The organism is Rhodovulum steppense, assembly GCF_004339675.1.
GTDB classification, from domain to species: domain Bacteria; phylum Pseudomonadota; class Alphaproteobacteria; order Rhodobacterales; family Rhodobacteraceae; genus Rhodovulum; species Rhodovulum steppense.
Genome location: NZ_SLVM01000022.1, coordinates 1 through 16875 on the forward strand (window position 1 = coordinate 1; position 16875 = coordinate 16875).

At 64.0% G+C, this 16875-nt stretch carries 31 protein-coding genes; 28 read left to right on the plus strand and 3 right to left on the minus strand.

Going from position 1 to position 16875, the window contains the following annotated elements; translation table 11 throughout:
• The 10 genes from EV216_RS13530 to rplP all read left to right on the plus strand — a co-directional run.
• A partial coding sequence (locus tag EV216_RS13530) for an EF-Tu C-terminal domain-related protein (protein ID WP_481404352.1) occupies positions 1 to 315 on the plus strand: 315 nt, incomplete at its 5' end.
• 55 nt (positions 316 to 370) lie between these two features.
• The gene (gene rpsJ, locus EV216_RS13535; RefSeq protein ID WP_132696069.1) at positions 371 to 679 is read left to right on the plus strand and encodes a 30S ribosomal protein S10; all 309 of its coding nucleotides are present in this window, start codon (positions 371 to 373) and stop codon (positions 677 to 679) included.
• A 13-nt stretch (positions 680 to 692) separates the two neighbouring features.
• Positions 693 to 1424 carry a 50S ribosomal protein L3 gene (rplC, locus tag EV216_RS13540; protein ID WP_132696070.1) on the plus strand — a complete coding sequence of 244 codons (732 nt, stop codon included), beginning with the start codon at positions 693 to 695 and terminating at the stop codon, positions 1422 to 1424.
• Positions 1421 to 2041: a 50S ribosomal protein L4 gene (gene rplD / locus EV216_RS13545; RefSeq protein WP_132696071.1), complete on the plus strand. Its 621-nt coding sequence runs from the start codon at positions 1421 to 1423 to the stop codon at positions 2039 to 2041. The genes rplC and rplD overlap by 4 nt, the downstream gene beginning before the upstream one ends.
• On the plus strand, positions 2038 to 2334 hold the full coding sequence (locus EV216_RS13550) for a 50S ribosomal protein L23 (protein ID WP_132696072.1): 297 nt from the start codon (positions 2038 to 2040) through the stop codon (positions 2332 to 2334). Before rplD ends, EV216_RS13550 begins: the two co-directional genes overlap by 4 nt.
• A gap of 119 nt (positions 2335 to 2453) precedes the next feature.
• Entirely contained in the window at positions 2454 to 3293 is an 840-nt protein-coding gene (gene rplB, locus EV216_RS13555; protein WP_132696073.1) for a 50S ribosomal protein L2, read from the plus strand.
• 3 nt (positions 3294 to 3296) lie between these two features.
• The gene (rpsS, locus tag EV216_RS13560; RefSeq protein WP_132696074.1) at positions 3297 to 3575 is read left to right on the plus strand and encodes a 30S ribosomal protein S19; all 279 of its coding nucleotides are present in this window, start codon (positions 3297 to 3299) and stop codon (positions 3573 to 3575) included.
• A 5-nt stretch (positions 3576 to 3580) separates the two neighbouring features.
• Complete coding sequence (gene rplV, locus EV216_RS13565; protein ID WP_132696075.1) at positions 3581 to 3961, plus strand: 50S ribosomal protein L22; 381 nt, start codon at positions 3581 to 3583, stop codon at positions 3959 to 3961.
• Entirely contained in the window at positions 3961 to 4674 is a 714-nt protein-coding gene (gene rpsC, locus EV216_RS13570) for a 30S ribosomal protein S3 (RefSeq protein WP_132696076.1), read from the plus strand. Before rplV ends, rpsC begins: the two co-directional genes overlap by 1 nt.
• A gap of 11 nt (positions 4675 to 4685) precedes the next feature.
• Complete coding sequence (gene rplP, locus EV216_RS13575; protein ID WP_132546667.1) at positions 4686 to 5099, plus strand: 50S ribosomal protein L16; 414 nt, start codon at positions 4686 to 4688, stop codon at positions 5097 to 5099.
• Between the two features lie 113 nt (positions 5100 to 5212).
• Here the strand turns inward: rplP and EV216_RS13580 are convergent, their stop codons facing one another.
• The gene (locus EV216_RS13580; protein WP_132696077.1) at positions 5213 to 5461 is read right to left on the minus strand and encodes a hypothetical protein; all 249 of its coding nucleotides are present in this window, start codon (positions 5459 to 5461) and stop codon (positions 5213 to 5215) included.
• 258 nt (positions 5462 to 5719) lie between these two features.
• On the opposite strand from EV216_RS13580, the gene rpmC reads away from it, so the two are divergent.
• From rpmC to rpmD, 11 genes are all read left to right on the plus strand, one after another.
• Positions 5720 to 5920 (plus strand): 50S ribosomal protein L29, encoded by a 201-nt coding sequence (gene rpmC, locus EV216_RS13585; RefSeq protein WP_132696078.1) that lies wholly within the window; start codon positions 5720 to 5722, stop codon positions 5918 to 5920.
• Between the two features lie 12 nt (positions 5921 to 5932).
• A complete protein-coding gene (rpsQ, locus tag EV216_RS13590) occupies positions 5933 to 6166 on the plus strand; it encodes a 30S ribosomal protein S17 (protein ID WP_132696079.1) in 234 nt (77 codons plus the stop codon).
• Positions 6167 to 6235: 69 nt separating this feature from the next.
• Complete coding sequence (rplN, locus tag EV216_RS13595) at positions 6236 to 6604, plus strand: 50S ribosomal protein L14 (protein ID WP_068344865.1); 369 nt, start codon at positions 6236 to 6238, stop codon at positions 6602 to 6604.
• Positions 6604 to 6915, plus strand: coding sequence for a 50S ribosomal protein L24 (rplX, locus tag EV216_RS13600; RefSeq protein WP_132696080.1), 312 nt, complete (start codon positions 6604 to 6606; stop codon positions 6913 to 6915). The genes rplN and rplX overlap by 1 nt, the downstream gene beginning before the upstream one ends.
• A complete protein-coding gene (rplE, locus tag EV216_RS13605; protein ID WP_132696081.1) occupies positions 6908 to 7471 on the plus strand; it encodes a 50S ribosomal protein L5 in 564 nt (187 codons plus the stop codon). Before rplX ends, rplE begins: the two co-directional genes overlap by 8 nt.
• A gap of 20 nt (positions 7472 to 7491) precedes the next feature.
• Complete coding sequence (rpsN, locus tag EV216_RS13610; RefSeq protein WP_132696082.1) at positions 7492 to 7797, plus strand: 30S ribosomal protein S14; 306 nt, start codon at positions 7492 to 7494, stop codon at positions 7795 to 7797.
• Positions 7798 to 7809: 12 nt separating this feature from the next.
• Positions 7810 to 8208 (plus strand): 30S ribosomal protein S8, encoded by a 399-nt coding sequence (gene rpsH / locus EV216_RS13615; protein WP_207894009.1) that lies wholly within the window; start codon positions 7810 to 7812, stop codon positions 8206 to 8208.
• Positions 8209 to 8219: 11 nt separating this feature from the next.
• Positions 8220 to 8753 (plus strand): 50S ribosomal protein L6, encoded by a 534-nt coding sequence (gene rplF, locus EV216_RS13620; RefSeq protein WP_132696083.1) that lies wholly within the window; start codon positions 8220 to 8222, stop codon positions 8751 to 8753.
• An 11-nt stretch (positions 8754 to 8764) separates the two neighbouring features.
• Positions 8765 to 9124 carry a 50S ribosomal protein L18 gene (rplR, locus tag EV216_RS13625; protein WP_132696084.1) on the plus strand — a complete coding sequence of 120 codons (360 nt, stop codon included), beginning with the start codon at positions 8765 to 8767 and terminating at the stop codon, positions 9122 to 9124.
• A gap of 11 nt (positions 9125 to 9135) precedes the next feature.
• The gene (rpsE, locus tag EV216_RS13630) at positions 9136 to 9699 is read left to right on the plus strand and encodes a 30S ribosomal protein S5 (protein ID WP_132696085.1); all 564 of its coding nucleotides are present in this window, start codon (positions 9136 to 9138) and stop codon (positions 9697 to 9699) included.
• Positions 9700 to 9711: 12 nt separating this feature from the next.
• Positions 9712 to 9903, plus strand: a complete 192-nt coding sequence (rpmD, locus tag EV216_RS13635) for a 50S ribosomal protein L30 (RefSeq protein WP_132545871.1) — start codon at positions 9712 to 9714, stop codon at positions 9901 to 9903.
• Positions 9904 to 10317: 414 nt separating this feature from the next.
• Here rpmD and EV216_RS13640 read toward each other — a convergent pair whose 3' ends face one another.
• The gene (locus EV216_RS13640; RefSeq protein ID WP_132696086.1) at positions 10318 to 11046 is read right to left on the minus strand and encodes a hypothetical protein; all 729 of its coding nucleotides are present in this window, start codon (positions 11044 to 11046) and stop codon (positions 10318 to 10320) included.
• Between the two features lie 262 nt (positions 11047 to 11308).
• Between EV216_RS13640 and rplO the strand changes: the two genes are divergently transcribed.
• The 7 genes from rplO to rplQ all read left to right on the plus strand — a co-directional run bounded on the left by rplO (position 11309) and on the right by rplQ (position 16562).
• Positions 11309 to 11785 carry a 50S ribosomal protein L15 gene (rplO, locus tag EV216_RS13645; protein ID WP_132696087.1) on the plus strand — a complete coding sequence of 159 codons (477 nt, stop codon included), beginning with the start codon at positions 11309 to 11311 and terminating at the stop codon, positions 11783 to 11785.
• Positions 11786 to 11893: 108 nt separating this feature from the next.
• Positions 11894 to 13252 carry a preprotein translocase subunit SecY gene (secY, locus tag EV216_RS13650; protein ID WP_132696088.1) on the plus strand — a complete coding sequence of 453 codons (1359 nt, stop codon included), beginning with the start codon at positions 11894 to 11896 and terminating at the stop codon, positions 13250 to 13252.
• A complete protein-coding gene (locus tag EV216_RS13655) occupies positions 13249 to 13893 on the plus strand; it encodes an adenylate kinase (RefSeq protein ID WP_132696089.1) in 645 nt (214 codons plus the stop codon). The genes secY and EV216_RS13655 overlap by 4 nt, the downstream gene beginning before the upstream one ends.
• 187 nt (positions 13894 to 14080) lie before the next feature.
• Positions 14081 to 14449: a 30S ribosomal protein S13 gene (gene rpsM / locus EV216_RS13660; RefSeq protein WP_132696090.1), complete on the plus strand. Its 369-nt coding sequence runs from the start codon at positions 14081 to 14083 to the stop codon at positions 14447 to 14449.
• Between the two features lie 15 nt (positions 14450 to 14464).
• Positions 14465 to 14854, plus strand: coding sequence for a 30S ribosomal protein S11 (gene rpsK / locus EV216_RS13665; protein WP_132696091.1), 390 nt, complete (start codon positions 14465 to 14467; stop codon positions 14852 to 14854).
• Positions 14855 to 14966: 112 nt separating this feature from the next.
• Positions 14967 to 15983: a DNA-directed RNA polymerase subunit alpha gene (locus EV216_RS13670; protein ID WP_132696092.1), complete on the plus strand. Its 1017-nt coding sequence runs from the start codon at positions 14967 to 14969 to the stop codon at positions 15981 to 15983.
• Positions 15984 to 16142: 159 nt separating this feature from the next.
• On the plus strand, positions 16143 to 16562 hold the full coding sequence (rplQ, locus tag EV216_RS13675; RefSeq protein WP_132696093.1) for a 50S ribosomal protein L17: 420 nt from the start codon (positions 16143 to 16145) through the stop codon (positions 16560 to 16562).
• A 97-nt stretch (positions 16563 to 16659) separates the two neighbouring features.
• On the opposite strand, the gene EV216_RS13680 is transcribed toward rplQ, so the two are convergent.
• Positions 16660 to 16845 carry a hypothetical protein gene (locus tag EV216_RS13680; RefSeq protein ID WP_132696094.1) on the minus strand — a complete coding sequence of 62 codons (186 nt, stop codon included), beginning with the start codon at positions 16843 to 16845 and terminating at the stop codon, positions 16660 to 16662.
• Positions 16846 to 16875 lie beyond the last annotated feature (30 nt).

Here is a 16875-nt window from a genome sequence, read left to right on the forward strand (position 1 = left end):
CAAGTGCTGTGCAAGCCCGGCTCGGTGAAGCCGCACAAGAAGTTCGAGGCCGAGGCCTATATCCTGACCAAGGAGGAGGGTGGCCGTCACACGCCCTTCTTCGCGAACTACCGTCCGCAATTCTACTTCCGCACGACGGACGTGACCGGGACGGTCGAGCTTCCCGAAGGCACCGAGATGGTGATGCCGGGCGACAACCTGAAATTCGTGGTTGAGCTGATCGCGCCGATCGCGATGGAGGAGAAACTCCGCTTCGCCATCCGCGAAGGCGGCCGCACCGTCGGCGCCGGCGTCGTCTCCAAGATCATCGAGTAACCGAAATCACGGCCGGGTCGGCGAAAGCCGACCCATCAGCCCGAGGGCAAGAAACATGCAAAGTCAGAATATCCGCATTCGGCTGAAGGCCTTCGATTACCGCGTTCTGGATGCCAGCACCGCGGAGATCGTTAACACGGCCAAACGGACCGGCGCGCAGGTGCGCGGCCCGATCCCGCTGCCGAACAAGATCGAGAAGTTCACCGTTCTGCGCGGTCCGCATATCGACAAGAAGTCGCGCGACCAGTGGGAAATCCGCACGCACAAGCGGCTTCTCGACATCATCGACCCGACGCCCCAGACCGTGGACGCGCTCATGAAGCTCGATCTCGCGGCCGGTGTGGACGTCGAGATCAAGGTTTGAGGAGGGCACCCGGATGCGCTCTGGTGTGATCGCAAAGAAGCTGGGCATGACCCGGCTGTTCATGGAAGACGGGCGGCAGGTGCCGGTCACCGTCCTGCAACTCGACGGCTGCCAGGTCGTCGCGCAGCGTACGACCGAGAAGGATGGCTATACGGCCGTTCAACTCGGCGCGGGCAGTGCCAAGGCCAAGCGGGTGACGGCGCCGATGCGCGGTCATTTCGCCGCCGCCAATGTCGCGCCCAAGCGCAAGCTTGCCGAGTTCCGGGTGGCCCCCGAGAACCTGATCGCCATCGGTGAGGAGATCACCGCCGATCACTATTTCGAGGGCCAGTTCGTGGACGTGTCGGGCACCTCGATCGGCAAGGGTTTTGCCGGTGCGATGAAGCGGCACAATTTCGGCGGACTGCGTGCCTCGCACGGGGTGTCGATCAGCCACCGCAGCCACGGCTCGACCGGCCAGTGCCAGGATCCGGGCCGCGTGTTCAAGGGCAAGAAGATGGCCGGCCACATGGGCGCGGCCCGCGTGACCACGCAGAACCTGCAGGTGGTGCGCACGGATGCCGACCGGGGCCTGATCATGGTCAAGGGCGCGGTGCCGGGTGCCAAGGGCGGCTGGGTCACGATCAAGGACGCGGTCAAGAAGCCCGCGCCCGAGAACCTCGTTCTGCCCGCCGCGCTGAAATCGGCCAATGCTGCGGCCGCCGCGCCCGCCGAGGCCGCGCCCGCCGAAGGGGGTGAGGAATGAAACTCGACGTGATCAAACTGGACGGCGCCAAGGTCGGCACCGTGGAACTCGGCGACGAGATCTTCGGCCTGGAACCGCGCGCCGACATCCTGCACCGTGTGGTCCGCTGGCAGCGCAACAAGGCGCAGGCCGGCACCCACAAGGTCAAGACCCGTTCCGAGACCAGCTACTCGACCAAGAAGATCTATCGCCAGAAGGGCACCGGTGGCGCACGCCACGGCGACCGGAACGCGCCGATCTTCCGCAAGGGTGGCGTCTACAAGGGTCCGACGCCGCGCAGCCACGCCCATGACCTGCCCAAGAAGTTCCGGGCGCTGGGTCTGAAGCACGCGCTGTCGGCCAAGGCGAAGGCGGGCGAGCTGGTGGTGCTGGATTCGGCCGAAATGGCCGCGCCCAGGACTGCCGAACTGGCCAAGTCGCTGAAGTCGCTGGGCTGGAAGCGTGTCCTGATCATCGACGGTGCGCAGGTGAACGAGAACTTCGCCATGGCCGCGCGCAACATCGAGGGGATCGACGTGCTGCCCTCGATGGGCGCCAATGTCTATGACATCCTCCGCCGCGACACGCTGGTGTTGACCAAGGCGGGTGTCGAAGCTCTGGAGGCTCGACTGAAATGAGCGCGAAGGCAGAACATTACGACGTGATCCGCAAGCCGATCATCACCGAAAAGGCGACCATGGCCTCCGAGGCCAACGCGGTCGTCTTCGAGGTGGCGATCGACGCCAACAAGCCCGCGATCAAGGAGGCCGTCGAAAGCCTTTTTGGCGTCAAGGTGAAGGCGGTCAACACGACGATCACCAAGGGCAAGACCAAGCGGTTCAAGGGCATCCTCGGGCGCCGCAAGGACGTCAAGAAGGCCTATGTGACGCTCGAAGAGGGCAACACCATCGACGTCACCACCGGGCTCTGATAAACGAGCCCGACTCAGCGGCCCCGGGGCATCCGGGGCCTGCTGCATTCAAGACCGGGGCGCCTGCGCCCCACACGGAAACGGGACCTTTGGTCCGAAGCTGACGGAAGACAGAAAGCATGGCACTCAAGTCGTACAAGCCGACGACGCCGGGCCAGCGTGGGCTGGTGCTGATCGACCGTTCGGAGCTTTGGAAAGGTCGCCCGGTCAAGGCTCTCACCGAGGGTCTGACCAAGAAGGGCGGCCGGAACAATACCGGACGGATCACGATGCGCCGCCGCGGCGGCGGGGCGAAACGCCTCTACCGGATCGTTGATTTCAAGCGAAACAAGTTCGACGTTTCGGCCGTCGTGGCCCGGATCGAGTATGACCCGAACCGCACCGCCTTCATTGCGCTGCTCCAGTACGATGACGGTGAGCAGACCTATATCCTAGCGCCGCAGCGTCTGGGCGTGGGCGACAAGGTGATCGCCTCGGCCAAGGCCGACGTGAAACCTGGCAACGCGATGCCCTTCACCGGCATGCCGATCGGCACGATCGTCCACAATATCGAGATGAAGCCCGGCAAGGGCGGCCAGATCGCACGCGCCGCGGGTACTTATGCCCAGTTCGTCGGGCGTGACGGTGGCTATGCCCAGCTCCGGCTGTCCTCGGGCGAGCTGCGGCTGGTGCGCCAGGAATGCATGGCGACCGTCGGGGCCGTCTCGAACCCCGACAACTCGAACCAGAACTTCGGCAAGGCCGGGCGCTCGCGCCACATGGGCAAGCGTCCGTCGGTCCGCGGCGTCGTGATGAACCCGATCGACCACCCCCATGGCGGCGGCGAAGGCCGCACCTCGGGCGGCCGTCACCCGGTGACCCCGTGGGGCAAGCCGACCAAGGGCGCCAAGACCCGCCGCAACAAGGCGACGGACAAGTACATCCTCCGCTCCCGTCACGCGCGCAAGAAGGGTCGCTAAGCCATGACACGTTCTGTTTGGAAGGGCCCCTTCGTCGACTCCTATGTCCTGAAGAAGGCCGAGAAAGCCCGCGAATCCGGCCGTAACGAGGTCATCAAGATCTGGTCGCGCCGCTCCACCATCCTGCCCCAGTTCGTCGGGCTGACCTTCGGCGTCTACAATGGCCAGAAGCATATTCCGGTCAATGTGACCGAGGACATGATCGGCCAGAAGTTCGGGGAATACTCGCCGACGCGGACCTATTACGGGCACGCGGCCGACAAAAAAGCGAAGAAGAGGTAATCGCCATGGGCAAGGACAAGAACCCCCGCCGCGTGGCCGAGAACGAGGCGATGGCCAAGGCGCGCATGCTGCGCACCTCGCCGCAGAAACTTAACCTCGTCGCCGCGATGATCCGTGGCAAGAAGGTGGATCGCGCGCTGGCCGATCTGACCTTCTCGAAGAAGCGGATCGCCGAGGACGTGAAGAAATGCCTTCAGTCCGCGATCGCCAATGCCGAGAACAACCACAACCTCGATGTGGACGAACTGATCGTGGCCGAGGCCTATGTCGGCAAGAATCTGACGCTGAAACGCGGCCAGCCGCGCGCCCGTGGCCGGTTCGGCAAGATCGTCAAGCCGTTCTCGGAACTCACCATCAAGGTCCGCCAGGTCGAGGAGCAAGTCTGATGGGTCACAAGGTCAATCCGATCGGCATGCGCCTTCAGGTGAACCGCACTTGGGACAGCCGCTGGTATGCCGACACCAAGGAATACGGCAACCTGCTGCTGGAAGACCTGGCGATGCGCGACTTCATCCGTGAAGAGTGCAAGCAGGCCGGCGTCAGCCGCATCATCATCGAGCGCCCGCACAAGAAATGCCGGGTGACGATCCACACCGCGCGTCCCGGCGTGATCATCGGCAAGAAGGGCGCCGATATCGAAGGGCTGCGCAAGAAGCTGGCCAACATGACGGCGAGCGAGTTGCATCTCAACATCGTCGAGGTGCGCAAGCCCGAACTTGACGCTCAGCTGGTGGCCGAATCCATCGCCCAGCAACTGGAGCGCCGGGTCAGCTTCCGCCGCGCGATGAAACGGTCGGTTCAGAATGCCATGCGCATGGGCGCCCTCGGCATCCGGGTCAACGTCGCGGGCCGCCTCGGCGGCGCCGAGATCGCGCGGACCGAATGGTATCGCGAGGGCCGGGTGCCGCTGCACACGCTGCGCGCCGACATCGACTATGCCCTGGCCGAGGCGTCCACGCCCTACGGCATCATCGGCATCAAGGTCTGGATCTTCAAGGGCGAGATCATGGAGCATGATCCCTCCGCCCGCGATCGCCGCCAGGCCGAGCTGCAGGAAGGTGGCGCCCCGTCGCGTCCGCGCCGCGAGCGCGAGCGCTAAGGAGAGAAGAGATGCTGCAACCAAAGCGCACGAAATTCCGCAAGATGCACAAGGGCCGGATCCACGGCCAGGCCAAGGGCGGGTTCGACCTCAATTTCGGCTCGTTCGGGCTGAAGGCGACCGAGCCCGAGCGCGTCACCGCGCGCCAGATCGAGGCCGCCCGCCGGGCCATGACGCGCCACATGAAGCGTCAGGGCCGCGTCTGGATCCGCATCTTCCCCGATACCCCCGTCTCGTCGAAACCGACCGAGGTGCGTATGGGTAAGGGGAAAGGCTCCGTCGATTTCTGGGCGGCTAAGGTCAAGCCCGGACGGATCATGTTCGAGATCGACGGCGTGTCCGAAGCGGTCGCCCACGAGGCCCTGCGCCTTGCGGCGATGAAGCTGCCGATCAAGACCCGGATCGTGCACCGTGAGGACTGGTAAACAGGCGGTGGGTTGACACCCACCCTACGAAACAAGGCCCCCGTCGAGAGATCGGCGGGGTTTTTTCGTTGCATGCAGGTGAAACTGCGGGCGCCCAGGTCGTCGGGCTGCATTCATTCGGCGGGAAAAAATACGATAAGGATCAGTGCCAAAGCCCACAATAACAAGAAGGCCTGAAACAAGCGCTTTGCATTTCGGTGGCGAGGGCTATCGCGATTGTACAGATCGAGCCAAGTCACGCCATACCGAATGAAGAGATACCAAGAGGCGATGGCCGTAGAAAAAACGAAAATAAGAAAATCGAAATCAGGATTTCCCGCACTGGTACTCGCCACTCCAGCTCGCAGGATGTCCATGTCCATAGGCAATCGCCTCAGTTCGTTGGAGGTACTGTATCTCCTGAACAAGGCAAGCGCTTGCCGAGGTTGCCCGCAAGCGTGGTTCAGGCGTACCCGGCGGGCTCCCGATGCCCCATTTCCGAAGCCTTCTCACATCAGGGGTTGCTTTATCGGAGGACGGGGCGTAAAGGGACCGCTCATCCACGGACTCCACCGGAATCAGGGTGACCCGCGGTGCTGCCGCATCAGGGGCCCTTCGGTGATGTTGAAAGGACAAGGCGCATGAACGCCAGCGAACTTCGGGACAAGACCCCCGACCAGCTCCGCGACCAGCTCGTGGCCCTCAAGAAGGAGGCGTTCAACCTGCGCTTCCAGCAGGCCACCGGCGCGATGGAGAACACCGCCCGTATCCGGCAGATCCGGCGCAACGTCGCCCGGGTCAGGACCGTTCTGAACGAAAAAGCCCGCGCGGCGGCCGAGTAAGGAGCCAGACAGATGCCCAAACGTATCCTGCAAGGCACCGTGACCTCGGACAAGAACGACCAGACCGTGACGGTCCTGGTCGAGCGTCGCTTCAAGCACCCCGTGCTGCAGAAGACGATCCGCAAGTCCAAGAAATACCGGGCCCATGACGAAGCCAACACCTTCAAGGTCGGCGATATCGTGCGCATCCAGGAATGCGCGCCCAAGTCCAAGACGAAACGCTGGGAGGTGGTGGCGCAGGTCTGACCTGATCCCCACAGCCCGGTTTGAACGAAACCCTGGGGCAAGACGTTCCCAAAGGTCGGGAGAAACCAAATGATCCAGATGCAGACCAATCTGGATGTCGCTGACAACTCCGGCGCACGCCGGGTTCAGTGCATCAAGGTCCTCGGCGGGTCCAAGCGGAAATATGCCAGCGTCGGCGACATCATCGTGGTGTCGGTGAAAGAGGCGATCCCGCGCGGCCGCGTCAAGAAGGGCGATGTCCGCAAGGCCGTCGTCGTGCGCACCGCCAAGGAAGTGCGCCGCGAGGACGGCACCGCGATCCGCTTCGATCGCAACGCCGCCGTCATCCTCAACAACAATCTCGAGCCCGTCGGCACCCGCATCTTCGGGCCGGTGGTGCGCGAGCTGCGCGCGAAGAACTTCATGAAGATCATCTCGCTCGCCCCGGAGGTGCTGTGATGGCTGCCAAGCTCAAGAAGGGCGACAAGGTCATCGTGCTCGCCGGCAAGGACAAGGGCCGCGAGGGCGTGATCACGTCCGTAGATCCCAAGGCCGGCAAGGCCGTGGTGGACGGCATCAACATGGCCATCCGCCACCAGAAGCAGACCCAGGCCACCCAGGCCGGCCGCATCTCCAAGGCGATGCCGATCGACCTGTCGAACCTTGCCATCATCGACAAGAACGGCAAGCCCACCCGCGTCGGCTTCAAGATCGAGGACGGCAAGAAGGTGCGCTATGCCAAGACCACGGGGGACGCGATCGATGCTTGATGCCGCCACCTACACCCCGCGCCTGAAATCGGTCTACCGCGAGACGATCAAGGCCGCGCTCAAGGAAGAGTTCGGCTACAGGAACGACATGATGATCCCGCGGCTCGACAAGATCGTGCTGAATATCGGCTGCGGCGCCGAGGCGGTCCGCGACTCCAAGAAGGCCAAGTCGGCTCAGGAGGATCTGACCCGCATCGCCGGTCAGAAGGCCGTCATCACCAAGGCCAAGAAATCGATCGCCGGCTTCCGCGTCCGCGAGGACATGCCGCTCGGCGCCAAGGTCACGCTGCGCGGCGACCGGATGTACGAATTCCTCGACCGCCTCATCACCATCGCCATGCCCCGGGTCCGCGACTTCCGCGGCGTTCCCGGCAAGTCCTTCGACGGACGCGGCAATTACGCGATGGGTCTGAAAGAGCACATCGTCTTCCCCGAGATCGACTATGACAAGGTCGACGAGGTCTGGGGGATGGACATCGTCATCGCCACCACCGCGAAAACCGACGCGGAAGCGAAGGCGCTGTTGAAGCATTTCAACATGCCGTTCAACAGCTGATCGCGGGAGGAACAGGACCAATGGCCAAGAAATCCATGATCGAACGCGAACTCAAGCGCCAGCGCTTGGTCAAGCAATACGCTGCCAAGCGCGCCCGCCTGAAGGAGATCGCGAAAAACGAGGAGCTTCCGATGGAAGAGCGGTTCAAGGCGCAGCTCAAGCTCGCCAAGCTGCCGCGCAACTCCTCGGCGACGCGGCTGCACAACCGCTGTCAGCTCACCGGGCGTCCGCACGCCTATTACCGCAAGCTCAAGGTCTCGCGGATCATGCTTCGGGAACTCGGCTCTCAGGGCCAGATCCCCGGCATGGTGAAGTCGAGCTGGTAAGGAGGGGAAGAAATGTCCGTGAACGATCCTCTCGGCGATATGCTGACCCGCATCCGCAACGCGCAGATGCGCGGCAAGTCCACCGTCCGCACGCCGGCCTCCAAGCTGCGCGCCTGGGTGCTGGATGTGCTGACCGACGAAGGTTACATCCGCGGCTACGAGAAGGTGGACGGCCCCAACGGCCTGCCCGAACTCGAAGTCAGCCTGAAATACTTCGAAGGCCAGCCCGTGATCCGCGAACTCAAGCGCGTGTCGAAACCCGGCCGCCGCGTCTACATGGGCGTTGGCGAGCTGCCGCAGGTGCGTCAGGGCCTGGGCGTGTCCATCGTCTCGACCTCTCGGGGCGTGATGTCGGATGCGGCCGCGCGCTCGGCGAATGTCGGCGGCGAAGTGCTCTGCACCGTGTTCTAAGGAGGAAGGCAATGTCTCGTATTGGCAAAAGACCGGTCGAGCTGCCGTCGGGTGTGACCGCATCCGTCTCCGGCCAGACCGTCGAAGTGAAGGGGCCCAAGGGCACCCGCAGCTTCACCGCGACCGATGATGTTACCATCGCGGTCGAGGACAACGCCGTCAGTGTCACCCCCCGGGGCAGCTCCAAGCGGGCGCGCCAGCAATGGGGGATGTCGCGCACCATGGTCGCGAATCTCGTGACCGGCGTCACCCAGGGCTTCAAGCGCGAGCTCGAAATCCAGGGCGTGGGTTACCGCGCACAGATGCAGGGCAACGTGCTCAAGCTGAACCTTGGCTACAGCCATGACGTGAATTTCGAGGTCCCGCAGGGCGTCAGCGTGACGACGCCGAAGCAGACCGAGATCATCGTCGAGGGCATCGACCAGCAACAGGTCGGCCAAGTCGCGGCCAATATCCGCGAGTGGCGCGGCCCAGAACCCTACAAGGGCAAGGGGATCCGCTACAAGGGCGAGTTCATCTTCCGCAAGGAAGGCAAGAAGAAGTAAGGGCGCGACAGATGGCAAACAGCAAACGGGACCTGTTCCAGAAACGCCGCCTGCGCGTGCGGAACAAGCTGCGCAAGATGAACGACGGGCGCCTGCGCCTGTCGGTCTTCCGCAGCAACAAGAACATCAGCGTTCAGCTGATCGACGATGTCGCCGGCGTGACGCTGGCCGCCGCCTCCAGCCTGGAAAAGGATCTGGGCGTGGTCGGCAAGAACAATGTCGAGGCGGCCGCCAAGGTCGGCGCGGCGATCGCAGAGCGGGCCAGGAAGGCCGGGGTCGAGGAATGCTATTTCGATCGCGGCGGCTACCTCTATCACGGGCGCGTCAAGGCGCTGGCCGATGCCGCCCGTGAGGGCGGGCTGAAGTTCTGAGGAGACGAGACATGGCAGAACGTGAACAACGCCGGGACCGCCGCGAGCGCGACGAGACCCCGGAATTCGCCGATCGTCTCGTGGCGATCAACCGGGTCTCCAAGACCGTGAAGGGCGGCAAGCGCTTCGGCTTTGCAGCCCTCGTGGTGGTGGGCGATCAGAAGGGCCGCGTGGGCTTCGGCAAGGGCAAGGCCAAGGAAGTGCCCGAGGCGATCCGCAAGGCCACCGAACAGGCCAAGCGGTCCATGATGCGCGTGCCGCTCCGCGAGGGCCGCACCCTGCACCACGACATGGAAGGTCGCCACGGCGCCGGCCGCGTCGTGATGCGCTCGGCCCCGCAAGGGACCGGCATCATCGCGGGCGGCCCGATGCGCGCGGTGTTCGAGATGCTGGGGGTGCAGGACGTGGTGGCGAAATCCATCGGTTCGCAGAACCCCTACAACATGATCCGCGCGACGCTCGACGGGCTGCGCAAGGAAAGCTCGCCCCGTCAGGTGGCGCAGCGCCGCGGCAAGAAGGTGGCCGACATCCTGAAACGGGATGACGCGCCGACCGAAGCCGTCGCCGAAGCGTAAGGAGGCGATCCCATGACCAAGAAGACCATCGTGGTCAAGCAGATCGGCTCGCCGATCCGCCGCCCCGCCGTTCAGCGCCAGATCCTGATCGGCCTGGGCCTGAACAAGATGCACCGCACCCGCGAGCTCGAGGACACTCCCTCGATCCGCGGCATGGTCGCCAAGATCCCGCATCTCGTCGAGATCGTCGAAGAGCGCGGCTGATCCATCGGCAGAGCGCGTCCATGGAACGCCCCGGACCCGGTCCGGGGCGATTTCGTTTGCGCGGCCTAGGCGAGAAATTCAGGCTGCCCTTGCCCGCCGCCGGAACAGGCCGATTGCCCCCAACGCCCCGACCCGCGCAGCAAGGAGGCGGGCAGGGGAAACAGGGCTGGGATAACCTTCTAGGAGCCGATGGAAGATGTTCTGGCTGTGGAAGTTCCCCCGCCATGACACAGAAACCAGTCATCTTCCGATTCGTACCGTTAGGCGAATTCGCCTATGGGGATCGCCAGTCGCCGTGCGGGGAAGAAGACCACACCGAGGTTAAACGACACGCGCCCCGTCGGCAATTCGGTGATCGCGGTTTCGCAAGGCTTCACCGAGAAAGCGGCGCTTGGCAGAACCGCTCGCCTTGTGTCAACGCCGCCGCCCCAACAGGCCAACCGCGCCGAGCGCGCTTGCAAGAACGATCCACGAGGCGGGCAAGGGCGCATGCGGCAGTTCCGCGATCACCGTCCATTCCCCGCTCAGGCTGGTCGAGCCTTTTGCATAAGCACCTATGCCTACCGAGTTGATTTCAGCGTAGATGAACGAGAACTCTGCGCGGTCCCCACCTTGCGAACTGGCATAGAAAATCGAGTAGTCGTAGCTTTGGGCGGTGTTGTAGACCTCCCATGACACGATGTTTCCCCGGGCGTCGGTGGTCAGGTTCAGGTCCACCTCGTCCACGAAGTTGAAAGCCATGGCCGTGTCGAAAGTCCCGTGGATCGAATAGGTTCCCGCGATGTCCAGTCCCTCCCCGGTGAGACCGTCATGGATCCAGTGAACCATTCCGCCCTCCCCGTAGATTGTCCCCGACCAGTTCCGCGGCAGGTTCGAGTCGAGCCAGAGGGTGAGCGAGATGTACTGGGACGTATCTAGCGGCGCCTGTGAGCCGATATATAGGTTCTTCTGGGCGATGTAGTGCTCAAGTTCGCCATGCTCGCCCCAAGGATCGAGAATGGCCAGGGAGTGTATCACATCTGCGTCGTCCCAGCCGTAGTTGAACACCGTTTCAAAGGGCTTTCCCTTATATATCAGTGTGGCCCCATGGCTCAGCGTCGGCAGGAAAATCATGTACGCCAGCAAGATGAGCGCTGTACGCATAATGAACTCCGTCAACATGAATTAACCTTCGTTAACGGTTGCGACTCGCCGTCTGGAAGTCAACGGGAATCTGGCTGGTTCGCAAACGGCACCGTCGCCGGGGTGGCTACCCGGCCGATGCACCGGTGAAACCTGTCCTTGAAACCCGGCGCCGGTCCGTCTATACGCCATCGGCGGCCTGTCTCGGGCCACATCCCACAATCAGGAAACGCCGTGGCCGCCCAATTCGCTTCGGGGGCGCGTCCGGCCAAGGAGAAGCGACATGAAACTCAATGAACTGCGCGACAACCCGGGTGCCGCGAAAAAGGCCAAGCGGGTCGGCCGTGGCCCGGGTTCGGGCAAGGGCAAGACCGCCGGGCGCGGCATCAAGGGCCAGAAATCGCGCTCGGGCGTCTCGATCAACGCCTTCGAGGGCGGCCAGATGCCGCTCTATCAGCGCCTGCCCAAGCGCGGCTTCACCAAGCCGAACCGCAAGGCCTATGCGGTGGTCAATCTCGGCCTGATCCAGAAATTCGTCGATGCGGGCAAGCTCGACGGCACGGCGCCCATCACCGAGGATGCGCTGGTGGCCTCGGGCCTGGTGCGCCGCAAGCTTGACGGCGTCCGCGTGCTCGCCAAGGGCGAGGTGACCGGCAAGCTGACGCTCGACGTGACCGGCGCCTCGCGCGCGGCTGTCGAGGCGGTCGAAAAGGTCGGCGGCACGCTCAAGACCGCCGCCCCGGCCGAGGCGACCGAATAAGTGGTTGTTCGCGGGCTCCGGGCCGCTTACATCCTGACCTAGTTTTCCATTGCGCCGCCGGAGCCGGAAGACGGTTTCGGCGGCGTTGTCCTTGAACAGAGGCTCAGCATGGCATCTGCAGCAGAGCAAATGGCCGCGAACATGAGCTGGGGGGCCTTCGGCAAGGCCACCGAGCTGCGCCAGCGCATCTTCTACACCCTCGGTCTTCTGATCGTCTATCGCCTGGGCACCTATATCCCGGTGCCCGGCATCGACGGGGTCGAGCTGCGCAACTTCATGGATCAGGCGGCGGCCGGTCTGGGCGGCATCCTGTCGATGTTCACCGGCGGCGCGCTGGGGCGGATGGGCATCTTCGCCCTCGGCATCATGCCCTATATCTCGGCCTCGATCATCGTGCAGCTTCTGGCCGCGATGGTGCCCCAGCTCGAACAGCTCAAGAAAGAGGGCGAGCAGGGCCGCAAGAAGCTGAACCAGTATACCCGCTACGGCACGGTGTTCCTCGCGACCTTCCAGGCCTATGGCCTTGCCGTCAGCCTCGAGGCCGGGGGGCTTGCCTCCGATCCGGGCTGGTTCTTCCGCGCGGGCACGGTCATCACGCTGGTCGGCGGGACCATGTTCCTGATGTGGCTGGGCGAACAGATCACCGCGCGCGGCGTCGGCAACGGCATCTCGCTGATCATCTTCGTCGGCATCATCGCGGAAATCCCGGCGGCGCTTGCGCAGTTCTTCAGCCAGGGCCGCTCCGGCGCGCTCTCGCCCGTGGTCATCATCGGCGTGATCGTGATGGTCGTGGTCACGATCGCCTTCGTGGTGTTCATGGAACGGGCCTTGCGAAAGATCCACATCCAGTATCCGCGCCGCCAGGTGGGGATGAAGGTCTATGACGGCGGCTCCTCGCACCTGCCGGTCAAGGTGAACCCGGCGGGCGTGATCCCGGCGATCTTCGCCTCGTCGCTGCTGCTGCTGCCGACGACGGTGGCGACCTTCTCGCACAACCAGGCGGGGCCGGTGATGACGGCGCTGCTGGCCTATTTCGGTCCCGGCCAGCCGCTTTATCTCGCCTTCTTCTCGGGCATGATCATCTTCTTCACCTATTTCTACACGTTCAACGTGGCCTTCAAGACCGAGGACGTGGCCGAGAACCTCAAGAACCAGAACGGCTTCGTTCCGGGGATCCGGCCGGGCAAGCGCACGCAGGAATATCTCGACTATGTCGTGACCCGCATCCTGGTGCTCGGCTCGGGCTATCTGGCGCTGGTCTGCATGCTGCCCGAGGTGTTGCGCGCCCAGCTTGCCATCCCGTTCTATTTCGGCGGCACATCGGTCCTGATCGTCGTCTCGGTGACGATGGACACAATCCAGCAGGTCCAGTCCCATCTTCTGGCGCACCAGTACGAGGGGCTGATCGAGAAATCGCAACTCAGACGCAAGCGCAAGGGCGCAAGGAAAGGGACAGCGCGCAGATGAACATCATCCTGTTGGGCCCCCCGGGGGCCGGGAAGGGCACGCAAGCCCGCCGGCTCGTGGAGGAACGGGGCATGACCCAGCTTTCCACCGGCGACATGCTGCGCGAGGCGCGCAGCTCGGGCACCGAGATGGGGAAAAGGGTGGCGGCGGTCATGGATCGCGGCGAACTGGTGACCGACGAGATCGTGATCGGCCTGATCGCCGAAAAGCTCGACTCGGGCGGCGGTGGGTTCATCTTCGACGGCTTCCCCCGCACGCTGGCCCAGGCCGATGCGCTGGGCGCCCTGCTCGACAACATGGGCCAGCGGCTCGATGCCGTGATCGAGATGCGCGTCGATGACGAGGCGCTGGTGGCGCGGATCGCCGCGCGCTCGACCTGCGCGGGCTGCGGCGAGGTCTATAACGACATCAGCCGCCCGATTCCGGCCGATGGCAGATGCGTCAAATGCGGCGCGACCGAGTTCACCCGCCGCGCCGACGACAATGCCGACAGCCTGCGCCAGCGGCTGATGGAATATTACAAGAAGACCTCGCCGCTGATCGGCTATTACCACGCCAAGGGTCAGCTTTCCGTCGTCGACGGGCTGGGCGAGATCGACGCCGTGTCGGCCGAGATCAAGGCGGTGCTTGACAAGGCGTGATACTCCCCCTTGACGGGAAACGGGATTCGCCCTAGGCACGGCGTCTCGATCATGAATCGACCTTTTGTCGCACACGGCGTGCGCCGCGGCGGCAACGGGCAGAGCGGCCCGAAGGCAGGATGCTTTCGGGCCTCAGTTGTGAAAAAAGGTTCCGGGATTACGGAACCGCAACCGAAGGAACATACGTTTGGCACGTATCGCTGGCGTCAACATCCCCACCGGGAAACGCGTCCCCATCGCACTAACCTATATCCACGGCATCGGCCCGGCCTCGGCCCGCGCGATCTGCGACGCGATCGGCATCGACGCCGCCCGCCGCGTAAACGACCTGTCGGATGCCGAGGTTCTGGCCATCCGCGAGCATATCGACGCCAATCTCACCGTCGAGGGTGATCTGCGGCGCGAAGTGCAGATGAACGTCAAGCGCCTGATGGACCTGGGCTGCTACCGGGGGCTTCGCCACCGCCGCAACCTGCCCGTGCGCGGCCAGCGCACTCACACCAATGCCCGCACCCGCAAGGGCCCGGCAAAAGCCATTGCCGGCAAGAAGAAATAAGGGAGGGCAGGACAGATGGCACGCGACAAGACCCGCATCAAGCGCAAGGAACGCAAGAACATCGCCGCCGGTGTGGCGCATGTGAACAGCTCCTTCAACAACACCAAGATCCTGATCTCCGACGTGCAGGGCAACGCGATCGCCTGGTCGTCGGCGGGCACGATGGGCTTCAAGGGTTCGCGCAAGTCGACCCCCTATGCCGCCCAGATGGCCGCCGAGGATGCCGGCCGCAAGGCCCAGGAACATGGCGTCCGCACCCTCGAGGTCGAGGTGCAGGGTCCCGGCTCGGGCCGCGAATCGGCTTTGCGCGCGCTGGCCGCGGTCGGCTTCAACATCACCTCGATCCGCGACGTGACCCCCATCGCGCATAACGGCTGCCGTCCGCCCAAGCGCCGCAGGGTCTGATCGGCCACCCTTTCTACCCGGGCCAGGCAATGTCGGCCCGGGTCGTACGCCATTTCCCTCGGGCGTTCTTCGCTACGGACATGGGCGAAGGACAGGAATTGAGGAGACGCACATGATCCATAAGAACTGGCAGGAACTCATCAAGCCGGTGCAGCTCGACATCAAGCCGGGCAACGATCCCGCGCGCCAGGCGACCGTGGTCGCCGAGCCGCTGGAACGTGGCTTCGGCCTGACGCTGGGCAACGCGCTGCGCCGCGTGCTGATGAGTTCGCTGCAGGGCGCGGCGATCACGTCGGTCCAGATCGACAACGTGCTGCACGAGTTTTCCTCGGTTGCGGGCGTGCGCGAGGACGTGACCGATATCGTGCTCAACCTCAAGGGCGTCGCGCTCCGGATGGAGGTCGAGGGGCCCAAGCGGCTGTCGATCTCGGCCAAGGGGCCGGGTATCGTGACCGCCGGCGACATCTCGGAAACCGCCGGCATCGAGGTCCTGAACAGAGACCATGTGATCTGTCACCTCGACGAGGGGGGGGATCTGTTCATGGAGCTGACCGTGAATACCGGCAAGGGCTATGTCGCAGCCGACAAGAATCGACCCGAGGATGCACCGATCGGTCTGATCCCGATCGATGCGATCTATTCGCCGGTGAAGAAAGTGGCATATGAGGTGCAGCCGACCCGCGAGGGTCAGGTGCTCGATTATGACAAATTGACGCTCAAGATCGAGACCGACGGCTCGCTGACCCCCGATGACGCGGTGGCCTATGCCGCCCGCATCCTTCAGGACCAGCTGTCGATCTTCGTCAATTTCGACGAGCCCGAATCCGCCGGCCGCGATTCCGAGGACGAGGGGCTGGAATTCAACCCGCTCCTGCTCAAGAAGGTGGACGAACTGGAACTTTCGGTGCGCTCGGCCAACTGCCTGAAGAACGACAACATCGTCTATATCGGCGACCTGATCCAGAAGACCGAAGCCGAGATGCTGCGCACCCCGAACTTCGGCCGCAAGTCGCTGAACGAGATCAAGGAAGTGCTCTCGGGCATGGGCCTGCACCTTGGCATGGATGTCGAGGAATGGCCGCCCGAGAATATCGAGGATCTGGCCAAGAAGTTCGAGGACCAGTTCTGAGGAATGGCGGGTTTCACCCACCCTGCGCCAGACCCGCAGGGTGGGGGCAACCCGCCGCCATGACGACAAGGGCAATCCGCCCCAAGGAGAGCGGCCCGCACGCATGGGCTGCCGGACAAAGCAAAACCGCCCCAACGAGGGCAAGACCGGAGAAGAGAAATGCGTCACGCCCGCGGCTATCGCCGCCTGAACCGCACCCATGAACACCGCAAGTCGATGTTCGCCAACATGGCCGGCTCGCTGATCGAACACGAACAGATCAAGACCACGCTGCCCAAGGCCAAGGAACTCAAGCGCATCGCCGACAAGCTGGTGACGCTGGGCAAGCGCGGCGACCTGCATGCTCGCCGCCAGGCCGCGGCGCAGCTCAAGCAGGACGCCCATGTGGCCAAGCTGTTCGAGGTTCTGGGTCCGCGCTATGCCGAACGCCAGGGTGGCTATGTCCGCGTGCTGAAGGCGGGCTTCCGCTATGGCGACATGGCGCCGATGGCCATCGTCGAACTGGTGGACCGCGATCCCGACGCCAAGGGTGCGGCCGACCGCGCCCGGCTCGAGGCCGAGGCCGACGCCGAGGAATAGGGCCCGCCCGGACCGCTGCCCGCGCAAAAGGAAAAGGCCCCGCCGGATGGCGGGGCCTTGTTCAATCGGCCGCAGGCTCAATTCCCGGGCGCGATGTTCAGGCCATGACCTCGGCTCCCGCCCTCGCCCGGCTGTCCTCCACGAGTCGGTCCATCTCGCGCAGCATCCGCTCAAGCTGGATATCGGCGACGGGCGTCGCGCCCAGGAATTCCAGCAGGTCCGTCCGGATGCCCGCGGGCAGCCGCATCAACTGGTTGAAATGGTTCGGGTGGATTGTATGCACCGTCTACTCCCCTTAACTATGAAATGCGCG